The 15,356-nt window shown below is 68.4% G+C and carries 11 protein-coding genes; 8 read left to right on the top strand and 3 right to left on the bottom strand.

Annotated features, from left to right (window positions below):
* Positions 1 to 48: 48 nt before the first annotated feature.
* On the bottom strand, positions 49 to 1,254 hold the full coding sequence (locus AB0H50_RS32425; RefSeq protein WP_357460226.1) for a hypothetical protein: 1,206 nt from the start codon (positions 1,252 to 1,254) through the stop codon (positions 49 to 51).
* A gap of 142 nt (positions 1,255 to 1,396) precedes the next feature.
* On the opposite strand from AB0H50_RS32425, the gene AB0H50_RS32420 reads away from it, so the two are divergent.
* Positions 1,397 to 2,713, top strand: coding sequence for an FHA domain-containing protein (locus tag AB0H50_RS32420; protein ID WP_357460224.1), 1,317 nt, complete (start codon positions 1,397 to 1,399; stop codon positions 2,711 to 2,713).
* Between the two features lie 35 nt (positions 2,714 to 2,748).
* On the opposite strand, the gene AB0H50_RS32415 is transcribed toward AB0H50_RS32420, so the two are convergent.
* Entirely contained in the window at positions 2,749 to 4,140 is a 1,392-nt protein-coding gene (locus tag AB0H50_RS32415) for a metallopeptidase (RefSeq protein WP_357460222.1), read from the bottom strand.
* 155 nt (positions 4,141 to 4,295) lie between these two features.
* On the opposite strand from AB0H50_RS32415, the gene AB0H50_RS32410 reads away from it, so the two are divergent.
* From AB0H50_RS32410 to AB0H50_RS32385, 6 genes are all read left to right on the top strand, one after another.
* Complete coding sequence (locus tag AB0H50_RS32410; RefSeq protein WP_357460219.1) at positions 4,296 to 6,854, top strand: FHA domain-containing protein; 2,559 nt, start codon at positions 4,296 to 4,298, stop codon at positions 6,852 to 6,854.
* Between the two features lie 73 nt (positions 6,855 to 6,927).
* Positions 6,928 to 8,652, top strand: a complete 1,725-nt coding sequence (locus AB0H50_RS32405; protein WP_357460217.1) for a hypothetical protein — start codon at positions 6,928 to 6,930, stop codon at positions 8,650 to 8,652.
* 175 nt (positions 8,653 to 8,827) lie between these two features.
* Entirely contained in the window at positions 8,828 to 9,271 is a 444-nt protein-coding gene (rplM, locus tag AB0H50_RS32400; RefSeq protein WP_357460216.1) for a 50S ribosomal protein L13, read from the top strand.
* Complete coding sequence (gene rpsI, locus AB0H50_RS32395; RefSeq protein WP_357460214.1) at positions 9,268 to 9,768, top strand: 30S ribosomal protein S9; 501 nt, start codon at positions 9,268 to 9,270, stop codon at positions 9,766 to 9,768. The genes rplM and rpsI overlap by 4 nt, the downstream gene beginning before the upstream one ends.
* Before the next feature lie 211 nt (positions 9,769 to 9,979).
* Entirely contained in the window at positions 9,980 to 11,356 is a 1,377-nt protein-coding gene (gene glmM / locus AB0H50_RS32390; RefSeq protein ID WP_357460212.1) for a phosphoglucosamine mutase, read from the top strand.
* Positions 11,357 to 12,291: 935 nt separating this feature from the next.
* Positions 12,292 to 13,170 carry a hypothetical protein gene (locus AB0H50_RS32385; protein ID WP_357460210.1) on the top strand — a complete coding sequence of 293 codons (879 nt, stop codon included), beginning with the start codon at positions 12,292 to 12,294 and terminating at the stop codon, positions 13,168 to 13,170.
* 45 nt (positions 13,171 to 13,215) lie between these two features.
* On the opposite strand, the gene AB0H50_RS32380 is transcribed toward AB0H50_RS32385, so the two are convergent.
* On the bottom strand, positions 13,216 to 14,868 hold the full coding sequence (locus tag AB0H50_RS32380) for an ABC-F family ATP-binding cassette domain-containing protein (RefSeq protein ID WP_357460208.1): 1,653 nt from the start codon (positions 14,866 to 14,868) through the stop codon (positions 13,216 to 13,218).
* A gap of 223 nt (positions 14,869 to 15,091) precedes the next feature.
* Between AB0H50_RS32380 and AB0H50_RS32375 the strand changes: the two genes are divergently transcribed.
* A complete protein-coding gene (locus AB0H50_RS32375; protein WP_067784968.1) occupies positions 15,092 to 15,283 on the top strand; it encodes a PspC domain-containing protein in 192 nt (63 codons plus the stop codon).
* The last annotated feature ends 73 nt before the right edge of the window (positions 15,284 to 15,356 follow it).

Here is a 15,356-nt window from a genome sequence, read left to right as displayed (position 1 = left end):
GTGGCTCGGTCGGTCCGGCTCCGACGGCGGTTGGTCCGCCCGTGGCCGTCACAAACTGTTCGCCAGCAACGCGTACTGGGCCGCCACCTTCTGCCGGACGTCCGGCTCCTTATCGCTGGTCACCACACCCACGTAGCGCTTGTACGGCACGTAGCAGCGGTACTTGTACTCGCGCTCCGGGTCGCCTTTGCTGTTGAGCTGCAGGCATTTCGCGCCGGGGACGTCGTTGGGGGCGTTGATCGGGTCGAACTGGTCGCCGACGGTATCGATGAGGCCGGTGGCGAGTTTCTGGGCGGCGTCGCTGTCGCGGGTGCGGGTCACCGAGCTGGCGTCGACGATGGCGATCTTGTCGACGCCCGTTTCCTCGATGAGGCGCTGGGTGGCGGTTTGATCGTCGGCGGAGTGGATGCCGTGGTTGCCGCTGTAGATGGCGAAGGAGACCGGGTCGGGTGAGTGGCCCGAGCGGTCGGCGACGGCGACGCGGGCCAGCAGGCCGTCCGGGTCGACCTTCAAGGTGTCGAGCTTGGCGACCGGGGTCGGCTGGAACTTGTCCAGCGCGGGCACCTGGGCGGCGAACGTCTTGTCCACCCAGTTCACCAGGTCGGTGCTGTCGGCGCGGGGGCGCTGGACGAACAGCGAGATGACGAACTCGCGGTGGGCGAGGAAGGCGCCGACGTTGGGAACGCCTGGGCGCCAATGCAGGTAGGCGTCGGGGTATTTGGTGGACCCGAGCCTGCGGTTCTGGTCGGAGATGCCGATGTCGGCGTCCTCCAGTTCGCGGGCGGCGAGTTTGGCGGTGGCCTCGTCCGGAAAGCGGAACACGACGTTGGTGACCGCGGTGGCATCGGCGGCGGGGCGGGTCTGGCCGGTGGGATCGGCCTTGTCGGAACCGCTTGCGGCGAACCCGGTCACCATCTTGCGGTTGTCCAGCACCGGTTTGGAGACGTTGGCGACGAAGTCGAGTGCGGCTTCGGTGTCGGCGAGCACGGTGCTGCCGCGCCCGAAGTTCAGCGACGGATCGATGCGCACGGTAGGCACCACGGCCTCGGACATGCGCATACCCTCCAGCAGCGCGCCGTCGCCGCCCGAATCCTGGTCGTAGGCATGCTTGTCCACCGGATAGGTGCCCACTTCCAGTTTGCGGACGTCGAGCTCGCCCGGTAGCGCGGTGCCTGCCACGCCGCTGCACCCGGTCAACGCACCGGCCGCCACCACACACGCCGCCAAGATCGCGATGCGCGAAGTCCGAACCATGACAGGCCCCTCGTTCCTCCCGTACCTGCCCTTGAAGTTACCCGACGAACGCCGGGCAGAGCGACCGATCAGACACCGATTGCAATACGCTGGGGGACATGGCGACGACCTTGAACCAGACCCCCGGTGGAGGCCGATACCGGTGAAGGATCGGCAGGTCGAGGTCGTCGCGGGGAATCACGCCGTCGCCCGGGTCGCGGGCTCGGTGCTGGTGGTCGCGCATCGGGGCCGGGACAAGCCGACCGAGGACGCGCCCGCCGTCATCGCGCTGGAATCGCTGGCGGAACTGGTCAGAGCGGCCGTCGAGCAACAGCCGAACGGCCAAGGCGCGTTGGTTGCGCGGCAGGCGACGCGCTGGCTCATGAAGCACGCGGAGCAGATCAGCCCCGGTGTGCCGATCGATTTCGGCATTCTCTCCACAGCGGAGAACGGCGGAGTGGCGATCTTCCTGCACGGTGCGGTGACCGCGGTGCTCGCCGGAGACGGCAGGGTCGAGCGTTACCGGGGTAGCGACGCGGCGTTCACCGTCGACCGGGTCGGGTCCGTTCCGGCGCTCGGTGTCGCGCTGTTCATCGACGACGACGAGGGCCGGGTTCCCGAAATTCCCGCGCAGCGCGGAATCGGCTGGCTGGTAGAAGGTATCGCGCAAGCCGGAGGCGCGATCGTCTGGTCGGACGGTGCTCGTTCGCGTCCGGCGCAGGCCGCCCGGCCGGACACCGCCGAACAGCGTGCGCCGCAGCACCATCGCACGCCCGCCGCGCCGCTGCCGACCGCCCGCATCGATCCGGAACCCCGCCAGCGGCCCCGTCCCGAACCGCAACCCGCGGCGACGCAGGCGTCGACCTCGATGCTGGACTCGGTGACCGACCAGGCCGACCCGCACGAGGCCGACACTCAGATCGGCGGCACCAACCCGGCGCCGCTGCCCGATCCCGATCTGCAACGCCGCCTCGAAGCCACCGCCAAGGCCACCGCCCTCACCGTGAAGGTGATGGGATTCAAGTGCGCGCGAGCCCATCCCAGTGATCCGCGCGGGGCGTTCTGCACCGTCTGCGGCATGCCGGTGGATCAGACCCAGGCGCTGATCGAGGTGGTCCGCCCGCCGCTCGGCATGCTGATCCTCGACGACGGCATGACCTACATGCTGGCCGCCGACGCGGTGCTCGGCCGCGATCCCGAGCACTCCGAAGCGGCGCAGCGCGGGCTGATTCCGCTGAAGGTCGAGGACAACTCCGGCGGAATGTCGCGCGCGCACGCGGAGATTCGGCTGATCAACTGGGATGTGGCCGTGGTGGACCGTGGCTCGACCAACGGCACCCGCACGCGGCTGCCCGGGTACCGCGACTGGATCCGCCTCAATCCCAACCAGCCGATGATCCTGGTGCCGGGCACCGAGGTGATGATCGGCAACCGGGTGCTGCGCTTCGAGCCCGCCGCGCCGCCGCCGTTCGGGGGCTGACGAACCGTCGCCCCGATCGGCGCGTTCGCGCGGGCCTAGGAGTATCGCGACATGCAGGTGTTCTCGCCGTTGAGCACGCCCGCGCGGAAGGCGTCCACCCTGGCGAACCCGCTCGGCACCGTCTTGCCTTGCACGTCGCTGGCCGCGAGGCCGTCGGTGAGCAGACCTGACACCGCCTCGTCGAGGTCGCCCGCGGCAAGGGAGATGTCGCCCTGGGTGCGTTGGCGATTCGGGTCGGCGAGCCTGCCGGTGACCACGCCGGCCAGGCAGGCGGCGCGCAGTCCGGTCTTGGCGCCGACCAGCGACTGGCCGTGGCTCTGCTGCACGGCGAGGGTGTAGCGGGCGATGAAGACGACGTACCCGTTGTAGTCGCCGGTCACCTTGAGCGGCAGCGGGTCGTCCTCGTCGACGTCGGCGGTGCCGCGTTTGGCCAGCTCGGGGATGTCGGTGGCGATGAGATTCTCGGCGGGACAATAGGAGACCGGCGCGGTGGTGGTGCCGTCCCGGCAGTCGATCTTCGCGCCGTTGTAGTTGTAGGTCGGGCTGTCTTCGATGGGCAGGATCGAGGCGAGCGCCTTGGTGAGCTCGACCAGGCTCTCCTTGTCGATCGGATACTCGCCGGTGCTGCCACCCAGCGTCTGCGGCAGACCGCCGCGGCGCTGGTTGATCTCGTCGATGTCGATGCCCTTGCACGCTTTGGGGCCGTCGGTGAATCCGATCTGCACCGCGGTGACCCGCTCGAACGCGGAGCCGTGCACGCTCTCCGGATCGTCGGGGTCGGAGTCGCGGATCGCGACGGTGGCGGCGAGCACCGTGTTCAGGCCGTCGGAGGTGTTGATGGTGAAGTGCTTCGACTTGCCCTCCGCCACATGACGAATGAACGCGCCCGCGAAGCAGTCTGCCTGCTGCTCCTTGACGATCACCGGGTCCTTCGAATCGACGATCTTGGCCTGCGCCTGCACGGCGTGCCCGTATTCGTGGGCGAGCACCATGACGACGGCCATCTTGCCGAAGGTGTCCTCCATGGTGGGCAGCAGCACCGAGCGGTCCCAGCCGATGGAGTTGTCCAAGCGGCAGAAGGCCGCGTTCACCAGCCGGTAGGTCGTCTCCTTGCAGAACTCCGGTGCGTCGTTGCGCGGCGCCTTCGCACTCCAGGAGATGAGCCGCTCGACCGGTTCGAACTCGCCGTCGAACTCCTTGCCGTACTCCGCGCGCCAGTAGGTCTGGATGTCGTCGATGGCGTTGAGCGCCAGGGTGTCGGTCGCGCCGCCGTCGCCGTTGACCGCGGTGAGGCCGGAGTCGGGCACCCCGGGACGCGGTCCGCTCGGGCCGCTCGTCGTGGGCAGTCCGGCTACCTTGAACGGGTCGTCGTAGACCGAGACCGCGCGTCCGTCCACCGTGCGCGTACACCCCGCGAGCAGGGCCATCGCGCACAGCACAACCGTAATGACAGCGGTCGCTTGGAGTTTCGGCAAAGCTCCCCCTAGTCGGCCGGTAGCACGTTCACGTCGGTCGCCGGATCGGGGCGAGAGGCGCGTCGGGGGCACCGCCGATGTCCGGTTGATGGCATAGTATCCGCTGCATGTCTTTACCGGGGGCGCAGACCATCACCGTGCGCCATGATGGAACTGAACGGGTCTTCGATTCGAATCAGAAAGTCACCATGGGCCGTGCGCCCGAGGTGACGCTGTTCGTCGACAGCCCGCTGGTGTCGCGGGTACACGCGACGCTGGCCTGGCAGGGGAGCGGCTGGGTTCTCACCGACAACGGCAGTACCAATGGCGTTTTCGTGGACGCGCGCCGGCTGAGTCAGCCGGTGTCCATCGATCGGCCGACGCAGGTCAGGCTCGGCGACGCGATCAGCGGTCCGCTGCTGCACCTGCTGCCCGCCGCGGCGCCGGTCCGGCAGGCGCACACGCCGCAGCCGTCGTCGCAGCCGCAGCAGGCGGTTCGGCAACGGCCGAGTTACCAGCATCCGAACCGTCCGCCGATCGGGCAGCCGGCTCACCAGCCCGCCCCATCGCATCATCCGCCGACGCCGCATCAGCCGCTGCCTTCGCACCAACCGGTCGGGGCGCACCAGCCGCCTTCGCAGCCGACGCCACAGCAGCCCAACTTCAACATGACCACCAAGGCCGACACCTCCGCGCTGCCGCCGCTGCGCGCGAGGGCGTCGACCTCGCCGATCGCCAGGGCCGACCGGATCCCGTCCGGTGGCTTGGCCATCGGCCGCACCACCGACAACCAGATCGTCGTCAACGATCCGCTGGCCTCCCGCAAGCATGCCCGCCTCGTCGCGGCCGGAGAGGGCCTCACCATCGAGGACCTCGGCTCGGCGAACGGCACCTTCGTCAACGGCACCCGTCAGCAGCGAACGGTGCTGCGCGAGCGCGACATCGTCACCATCGGCAACATCGACTTCGTCGTCCAGCAGGGCACCCTGGTGCATCGGCAGAAGCCGGTCGCCGAACAAGGTCTGCACGTGCACGGCGTCGGATTCACTGTCGAGGGCAACAAGCAGCTGCTCGTCGACGTGAACATGCAGGCGGGTCGCGGCACGCTCACCGCGCTCATCGGTCCATCGGGCGCGGGCAAGTCGACGCTCTCGAAGCTGATCGCGGGCACCACTCAGCCGTCCGGCGGCGTGGTGACGTTCGAAGGCCGCAACCTGCACGCCGAGTACGAGGCGTTGCGTTCCCGTATCGGCATGGTCCCGCAGGACGACGTGCTGCACCGGCAGCTCACGGTGCGCCAGGCGCTCGGCTACGCCGCCGAGCTGCGGTTGCCGCCGGACACCACCAAGGCCGACCGCCAGCAGGTGATCGATGGTGTGCTGAAAGAACTTTCGCTCACCGAGCACGCCGACACCAGGGTCGACCGGCTCTCCGGCGGTCAGCGCAAGCGGGCCTCGGTGGCGCTCGAACTGCTCACCGGTCCCTCGCTGTTGATCCTCGACGAGCCGACCTCGGGTCTGGACCCGGCGCTGGACCGGCAGGTCATGGTGATGCTGCGCGAGCTGGCCGACGCAGGTCGCGTGGTCATCGTGGTCACCCACTCGGTGGCCTGCCTGGACATGTGCGATCAGGTGCTGCTGCTGGCGCCGGGCGGCAAGACTGCGTTCTGCGGGCATCCGGCCGGGGTGGGCGGGGCCTTGGGAACCAGCGACTGGGCCGAGATCTTCGCGAACGTGGCGGCCAATCCGGACCAGGCGTTCGCCGCTTATCGATCCAGACAGGCGTTCGCGCCCCCGCCGCCCCCGCCGCCGCGTTACGGACCTGCGGGCAGCCCGCCGCAGTCGAGCGGGTTCAAACAGTTCTCCACGCTGGTGCGTCGACAGATCCGGCTGATCTTCGCCGACCGCGGCTATCTGGTCTTCCTCCTGTTGCTGCCGTTCATTCTCGGTGTGCTGTCGCTGGTGGTGCCGGGCAAGAACGGTTTCGCGCCCGGCGGACTGACGACGTTGCCCACCGGCGAGATCGTGCGCGTCGGCGGTGGCGAGACCCAGCAGTTGCTCGTCGTGCTCATTCTCGGCGCCTGCTTCATGGGCGCCACACTGACCGTGCGCGACCTGGTCGGCGAGCGCACGATCTTCTATCGCGAGCGCGCGGTCGGCCTGCTGCCCTCGGCGTATCTGATGGCCAAGATCGCGGTGTTCAGTGTCACCGCGTTCCTCCAGGCCGCGGTGCTTGTCGGGATCACACTGGCGGGCAAGAACCCGCCCGGCGCGGGTTCGGTGTTGTCCTCCGGCAGTTTCGAGCTGTACATCGATATCGCGCTGACCGCGGTGTGCTGTGTGGTGTTCGGTCTGCTGATCTCGAGCCTGGCGAAGTCGAACGAGCAGGTCATGCCGATGCTCGTCGTCATGATCATGGTGCAGCTGGTGATGGCGGGCGGGCTCATCCCCGTGACCGACCGGGTCGTTCTGGAACAGCTGTCCTGGGTGTTCCCCTCGCGCTGGGGGTATGCGGCGGGGGCGTCGACCGTCGATATCAAGACCATCTTCGCCAACGCCCAGCAGGACAAACTCTGGGACCACACGGCGGGCATCTGGATCCTCGACGTGGCGCTGTTGCTGGTGATCACCGCGCTGCTCGCGTTCGTGACCTGGCAGCGGCTGCGGCTGAAGAAGTCGGCGGCGTGACCACCTACTCGAGCCGCCACGACCTGTGGTCGGGTGGGATCGCGCGCGTGTCGCTCACCCAGCAGGCACACTTATGACTGTGACGGTGCGAGTAGGGGCAGTGCATCTCGGCTGGGATGTGGTGTCCGTGGCAGCGGGCGGCGGACGTACTCCGATCCGGCCGGTGCAGGTGGAGGGTACGTACACACCGCCGGCGTATTTGCTGGCCGATTCGTCGGGACGGCTGCACACCGCCGGCGTCGACCGGCAGCGTCCCGATCTCGGGATGGCCATCGCCGACGTGCGCGACATCCTCGGTCACTCGCAGATCGTGGTGGCCGGGGCGACCTGGCCCGCGGAGATGGTCTTCCGCGCCAGGATGTACAACCCGCTCGCCGCCATCGGCAAGTACCTGCGCGGCAAACCGGACGTGGTGGCGCTGCCCTTCCCTGACGGCTGGCCGGACGAGAAGGTCGAGGTGTACGCCGAGCTCGTCGAGACGCTCGATGTGGTGGTGGAACCGCTGCCGGAGAGCGTCGCGCTCTCGGGCTATGTGCGGGCTCTCGGTTTGGTGCGCGCGCCCGACGAGCGCAATCCGCGTGGAGTCGGCGCCACCGGCGTGTATTCGGATGGCCGCACGATGCTCGTCGTCGCGGTGCACGGGGACGACGAGCAGCCCACCGAATCGGTCGACGTACCGGTGACCAGTGACGCGATGCGCGACGCCCGCTCGGCCGACAACGTGGTGATCGAGGTCATGGCCGCGGCCCGCTCCATCGGGGCGGACACCTCGACGGTGCTGCTGAGCGGCAATGTCTGTTTCAACGAGGCGTTGCGGTTCGCTTTCCAGAACCACCTCGGCCACCGGTTGCAGGTCGCCGATCATCCGATGCACGCGCTGGTCCTCGGGGCCACCCATCTGCTGGTGACCGACAACGAGTCGGGCGAGCCGGAGCAAGGGGGCAGGCACGCCGAGGGCGGGCAGCGGAACGACTACACCCCGCCGCAGCAGGCGCATCCTCAGCATCGAATGCAGACGCCGCAGTGGCAGGCGGATGCGGGGCAGCGGGCGGCCGAACCGGCTCAGCGGCCGGTCGAACCGGCACAACGTCCCGTCGAGCATGCCCAGCGTCCACCAGAAACGGCGCAGCGGCCCGAACTCGGTCCGCCGTCTTCGCCGGGATCGCCCGTGGTCACCTACGGCCCCGGCTACCCGACTGCCCCGCCGAGCGCCGAACCGCAGCCCAGCGAGGAGCCCACCACCCGCGTCACCCGCGAGGAGCTGGCGCGCGGTCTCCCGCCCAACCTGGCGGAGCTGGGCAGCCGGTTCACCAGGCCGCCGGGCCAGCAACCCGATGATCAGCGGACCACCGTGCTGGGTCGCCAGGCGCCCGGCTCGCAGCCGCCGTACCCGCCGCCCGGCCACCAGGGTTCCTGGCAGGAGCCGTCCGCCGAGGACGACGAGGACAGCAAGGAGCGCAAGGGCAAGCTCTGGAACAAGATGAAGGGCAACCTGTTCGGCGCGCATGCCGTGATGGGCGCGGTAGCGCTTGCCGTAGTGGTCATGCCTTCCGAGGGCGACAGGGTCGAGCTCACCGGCGCCGCCGAGTCCGTCCGCTCGGTGCTCGGCGAGGTGCGGCCCGTGTCGTGCGGGCTGACGCCGCACATCGCGCCCGAAGACCGCAGGCAGGGGATCGCCACGGTGCGGGTGCCTTCGTCGACTGAGTCGGAATGTGCTCCTCCGAACATGGACACGCTCCGATACGTGGTGCCTGGACCGCCGGGCGCGATCGATCCGGGGGCCCCGGTCGAGATCTGACCGGATTCGGGTCCCTCGATGCCTTCCTGGTATCGTTCTGCGTTGGCGTGTGGACGGCCGGGCGATTCCCCGTGGATCACCAGGTCGCACACCGAGGCCCGGGTCTCAACCGGCCGCCGGGGTCACCTCGACCGCACGCTTGGCTGGCAACACCGACGACAGACAGGGAAGCACTGTGCCTACGTACAGCCCCAAGGCGGGTGACGTGACCCGTAAGTGGTACGTCATCGACGCCACTGACGTAGTGCTCGGCCGTCTCGCCGTTCAGGCAGCGAATCTGCTGCGTGGCAAGACCAAGCCGACCTACGCGCCGAACTTCGATGGTGGCGACTTCGTCATCATCATCAACGCGGACAAGGTTGCCATCTCCGGCAACAAGCGCACCGACAAGCTCATCCACCACCACTCCGGGCACCCGGGCGGCCTCAAGTCGCGCACTGTCGGTCAGGTGTTGGAGACCCGTCCGGAGCGTCTCGTGGAGAAGGCCGTCAAGGGCATGATCCCGAAGAACAAGCTGGGCAACGCGATCGCGGGCAAGCTCAAGGTCTACGCGGGCCCGACCCATCCGCACACCGCTCAGCAGCCCGTTCCGTTCGAGATCAAGCAGGTGGCCCAGTGACCGCTCCTGAGGAATACAACGAGGACTTCTCCGAAGAAGCCGCCGTCGAGGTCGTGGAGGAGGACTACGGCTACGAGGCCGAGCCCGCCGCCTACGCTCCGGTCGTCATCGACCGCCCGGTGCAGACCGTCGGCCGCCGCAAGGAGGCCGTCGTCCGCGTCCGGCTGCTGCCCGGCTCCGGCAACTTCGTGCTCAACGGCCGCACCATCGAGGACTACTTCCCGAACAAGGTGCACCAGCAGCTGGTGAAGTCGCCGCTGGTGACCGTCGAGCGCACCGAGTCCTTCGACGTGCACGCCCGCCTGGTCGGCGGCGGCCCGTCGGGCCAGGCAGGCGCCCTGCGTCTGGCCATCGCCCGCGCGCTGATCGAGGTCACCCCCGATGACCGTCCCGCTCTGAAGCGGGCGGGCTTCCTGACCCGTGACCCGCGTGCCACCGAGCGCAAGAAGTACGGTCTGAAGAAGGCGCGTAAGGCGCCTCAGTACTCGAAGCGCTGATTTTGGCTTCGTCGATCTCCGCCATCCGGCACCGTGGAGGTGCCGGGGGCGGTATGGTCGGCGCTGCAGCTGTACGAGAGCAGGCTTCCAGCACCGCTGGTCGCCTGCTCTCGCTGTATTGAGTCGCGGCGTTCGCGGGCCCGCACGGTTGCACAGGCCGACGCCTGCGGGCCTCTTCGCATGTCGCGAAACCATCGATGAGGGGCGAGGTATGGGACGTTTGTTCGGCACCGACGGTGTCCGTGGGCTTGCCAATGGATCGCTGAGTCCGGAGCTGGCACTGCGGGTTTCGGGAGCGGCGGCGCAGGTGCTCGGCCGCGGCAAGAAGCGTGCGCTCGCGGTTGTCGGCCGCGACCCGCGTGCATCCGGCGAAATGCTGGAGGCCGCCGTGACCGCCGGGCTGACCGCTGCGGGTGTCGACGTGCTCTCGGTGGGGGTGCTGCCGACTCCGGCGGTCGCCTACCTGACCGGTCTCTACGACGCGTGTCTCGGCGTGATGATCTCCGCCTCGCACAACCCGATGCCGGACAACGGCATCAAGATCTTCGCCGCGGGCGGTCACAAGCTCGACGACGCCGTCGAGGACCGGATCGAGGCGCTGGTGGCCGAGGACGCGATGGCGCGCCCGACCGGCGCGGGCATCGGGCGGGTGCTGAACGCCTCCGGCGCGCGCGATCACGGCCTTGTCATCCCGGACCAGTACAGCTTGGAAGGCACCCACGAGCGGTACGTCGAGCACCTGGTCGAGGCCACCGGGCAGGACCTGAGCGGGCTCACCGTGGTGGTCGACTGCGCGCACGGCGCGGCAGCCGAGGTCGGCCCCGCCGCGTACCGCGAGGCGGGCGCGACGGTGATCGCCATCAACGCCGAACCCGACGGCCTCAACATCAACGATGGCTGCGGCTCGACCCACCTGGAACAGGTGCAGCGCGCGGTGCGCGAGCACGGCGCCGACCTCGGCCTGGCCCACGACGGCGACGCCGACCGCTGCCTCGCCGTTGACGCCGAAGGCAATGTCGTCGACGGCGACGCGATCCTCGCGATCCTCGCCCTCGCCATGAAGGACGCGGGCGAACTGACGAGCGACACGCTCGTCGCCACCGTCATGAGCAACCTCGGCCTGCACATCGCCATGCGCGAGGCCGGAATCACCCTGCGCACCACCGCCGTCGGCGACCGCTACGTGCTGGAGGAACTGCGCCGCGGCGGATACAGCCTCGGCGGCGAACAGTCCGGTCACGTGGTGCTGCCGAAGTACGGCACCACCGGCGACGGCATCCTCACGGGCCTGCGCCTGATGGCCAGGATGGCCCAGACCCACCGCACCCTCGCCGACCTGGCGAACGTGCTGCGGACCGTGCCCCAAGTGCTGGTGAACGTGCCGGTCGGCGACAAGGCGGCGGTCGCCGCTGCGCCGGAGGTACTGGAGGCGGTGCTGGAAGCCGAGCGCGTGCTGGGTAATACGGGACGGGTTCTGTTGCGTCCCAGCGGTACCGAGCAGTTGGTGCGGGTGATGGTCGAGGCGACCGATCTTGTGCAGGCCAAGCAGCTTGCGGACGACCTGGCAAAGCGAGTTGCGTCGGTCTAGGTTTCGCTGATCGGTCGGGTGCTTCGCAGGGGCTTCGTACGCTTCGCAGCAGCTGTACGCGCTGCGAAGCGTTGGGAAGCTCTGCGAGGATGGGGTTCGCGTGGGGCTTCTGCTGGTTCGGTTGGCTCGGGCTTGGTTAGCGGGTGACGGCGGCTGAGCCGCCGGGTTGCGTCCGGGGACGTGATTCCTGGACTTTGCCTGTTCGAATTTGTCTGCCCGCCATGGTTTTACCGTGAGCGGTGCTGGGCGCGTCGTGTGGCGTACCCGGCTTACCTCCCGCTGTTGGGTGGGTTTGTTCGGCTTCCGGCATGGTCGGCTGGCTGTGGTTGCGTTTCGGTCGGGTTGGGGGAGAAGGGATCGTGTGTTCGTCGGGGGCTGATTGTGTTGCGGCTGAGCCATTTTGAGCAAGCGCCGCTCCAATCCGCACTACCTGTCAACCCCCTAACCGCCATTTGACTCCCGTCGATAGAGAAATGGATTCGACGGTAGTCAAATGGCGGTTGAAACCGCGACCAGAACCACCATTTCTCTCCCGCCGATTCCGTCGCCTATCCCGCCTCCTCGAGCGCAACCGCAGCCGGTTGACCGGGCTGGGAGTTGCGCTAACCCTTGTGACTGCGGGAGGTAAGTCGGGTACGGCACTCGTCGTGCCCAGCACTGCTTCGAGGAATACTTGGGTAGGCGCGCTACCCGAGGTTGCCGAGCATTGGGAGTCTCGCCCCAGCTACCACCCCATACGCGAGTTGCCGAAGAGAACGCGACCAACCGGAGTCCCAGCAATCACCCCGGCGCGCGTTGCCCACGACCCGCAACCAACCGGAGTCCGGACCTGCACCGACAGGCGAGTTGTCCACAGCCCCCAAGTTATCCACCGCCCAACAGTTTCCGCAGGTCACCAAATCCGGCCCACGCCGCACGTAGCCGATGGTGGTCCCATGCGACCGGGACTGACGGAAGTTCGAGACAAGCAATTCGGCGCCTTCACCGCCTGGCAGGCTTTGTGCGAGTACACCCGCGCCGAAATGCGCACTCGCGTCGACCGCGGCGAATGGGTGCGCGTGTTCCACGGCGTCTACCGCGAAAACACCACAACGCCGATTCCGCAACTGCGGGTGGAGGCAGCGCGGCTATCGATCGGCGCCCAGTCGCTGGCCGCCGCATACGAGACTGCCGCGGAACTCCACGGTTTCGCAGTATGCGAAAGCACAGCAACGCATGTGCTCGGCGCTCAACGATCGAGAACCTCGCGCCTGGTCGTGCACAGCGATCGGACCGAGCGGGGAGATCTGGAACTGAGCAACGGCATCGTGGCCACGAACGCGATCCGCACCGCCGTCGACGTCGCACGTACCGCCGACCGGCTCGACACACTCGCGACGCTGGACTCCGCACTGCGCCACGGCATCTCCCGGACAGCTCTGCTCGCGGAAAGCGAGCGGCACCGAGGGCGTCGCGGCTACGTGCAGGCGGTGGAGCTGATCGAACTCGCGGACGGTCGCGCGGAGTCGCCGATGGAGTCGCGAACGCGGCTGCGCTGTATAGACGCCGGACTGCCGCGTCCTGAGCCGCAGGTCGAGGTGTCGACCGGGAACGGGCTTCGGCGACTCGATCTCGGCTGGCCGGAGTGGCGTATCGGCCTGGAGTACGACAGCGCGACATGGCATTCCGGCGAAGCAGCGGCAGCACGCGACGACCTGCGGCACAACTGGCTCTCGGCGGACGGCTGGACTGTCTACTACGCGACCGCCACCGACGTGTACCTGCGACCACAAAACTTCGTCGAGCCCATCCGGTGCGCGATGAGGGGACGGTGAGCAATGCGTGCCCAACTCCCAGGCCCCGCAGCGCCGGTAAGCCGGTCAGTCCTCGATGAGTCTGCCGTGGTCCATATGCCAACGTCGCGTCGCGCGCACCGAATCCAGCATCCGCCGGTCGTGGGTGACCAGCAGCATTGTGCCGGTGAAGGATTCGACGGCCTGTTCGAGCTGTTCGATCGCGGGCAGGTCGAGGTGGTTCGTCGGCTCGTCCAGCACGAGCAGATTCACGCCGCGTGCTTGCAACAGCGCAAGCGCGGCGCGGGTGCGCTCGCCGGGCGAGAGGGTGTCGCAGGCGCGTGGCACGTGTGGCCCGCGCAGCCCGAACTTCGCCAGCAGTGTGCGCACCTCCGCGTCCGGCCAGTCCGGCATCTGCGCGCCGAAAGTGTCCGCGAGGGAGTCGGTTCCGCGGAAGAGGCCGCGCGCCTGATCGACCTCGCCGATCTCGACACCGGAGCCGAGCGTCGCGGTCCCCGAGTCGGGCCGGATCTTGCCGAGCAGCAGTGCGAGCAGCGTCGACTTGCCGGAACCGTTCGCTCCGGTCAGCACGATCCGATCCGCCCAGTCGACCTGGGTCGTCACCGGGCCGAGGGTGAAGTCACCGCGGGTGACCGTCGCGTCGGAGACCGTGGCGACCACCGACCCGCTGCGCGGCGCGGCGGCGATGGACATCCGCAGCTCCCACTCCTTGCGCGGCTCCTCCACCACCTCCAGCCGCTCGATACGGCGTTGCGTCTGACGGGCTTTGGCCGCCTGCTTCTCGGTCGACTCCGCGCGCATCTTGCGGCCCGCCTTGTCGGAATCCAGCTTCTTCGGATCGCGTGCCTTGCGGCGGGCGTTGCGCACACCGTGCTCGAGCCAGTTGCGCTGCATCTGCGCACGCGCTTCCAGGCCCGCTTTGGTGTCGGCGTACTCCTCGTAGGCGTCCCTGGCGTGCTGGCGGGCGATCGCCCGTTCGGCGAGGTACGACTCGTAGCCGCCGTCGTAGATACCGACCTGCTGCTGCGCCAGATCCAGTTCGACGATCCGGTTGACGGTGCGCGCCAAGAACTCTCGATCATGGCTGATCACCATCAGCGGCACCCGCACGCCGGTGACGAACTGTTCGAGGCGAGCCAGTCCGTCCAAGTCCAGGTCGTTCGTCGGCTCGTCCAGCAGCAGAATGTCGAAGCGGGACAACAAGACCGATGCCAGACCGGCCCGTGCCGCCTGACCGCCGGAGAGACCGGTCATCGGCGTGTCGAGCCCGCTCGCGAGGCCGGCGCTGAGACCGAGGTCGGCGGCGATTTCCTCGGCCCGCTGATCGAGGTCGGCTCCACCGAGCGCGAGCCAGCGTTCCAACGCGGGCGTGTAGTCGTCCGCGCCACCCTCGGCGAGGCGTTCCGCGGCGGAGTCCATGGCGTGCTGCGCCGCCGCGACCCCGGTCCGGCGGCCGAGGAACTCCAGGACGGTTTCGCCGGGAATCCGCTCCGGCTCCTGCGCCAGGTAGCCGACCGTCCCGTCCGGCGGGCTGAGGGTGATAGAGCCGGCGGGCGCCGTCCGGTCGGCCAGCATGCGCAGCAACGTCGACTTGCCCGCGCCGTTGACGCCGACCAAGCCGATCACGTCACCGGGAGCGAGCGTCAGGTCCAGCTCGTCGAACAGGGTGCGTTCGCCGTGTCCGGCGGAGAGTCCGCGCGCATGCAAAGTGGTGCTCACCTGAAGAAGTCTGCCGTGCTCGCCTCAGCGCACCGCACGGGGCCGCACTCGAACGACCCCCACCGGCCGTCGGACGAACCGGGTTCGCGGTCGTATTCGGGGTTCCACCCTGAGTCGGAGCTTCGAGAATTCAGGGTGCCGATGGGTCAACGGACCGATGTGCGCGAGCACGTTCACGCGGAGAGTGGATGGCACAGCGATCGACACCAGAGAGGGAAATCCGATGACCGCACCCGCCCGCCGCCTCACCCGCACCTCCCACGACAAGTGGATCGCCGGAGTCTGCGGCGGCATCGCACAGTACTTCGGCTGGAACGCAGGCATCGTCCGGCTGTTGTTCGTGCTGTCCTGCCTGCTGCCCGGCCCGCAGTTCATCCTGTACCTCGTTCTCTGGCTGGTGATTCCGAAAAAGTGACCGGCGCGACCGGGTCGGGGGCTGCGCCAGGGACTCGTGGATGACAGGATGGAGTGATTCCCCGCGTCCCGCG

The sequence above is a fragment of the Nocardia sp. NPDC050793 genome, assembly GCF_040654065.1.
Taxonomy (GTDB): Bacteria; Actinomycetota; Actinomycetes; order Mycobacteriales; family Mycobacteriaceae; genus Nocardia.
Note: the sequence above shows the minus strand (reverse complement) of the source record. Positions and strands in the feature narration are given on the sequence as shown.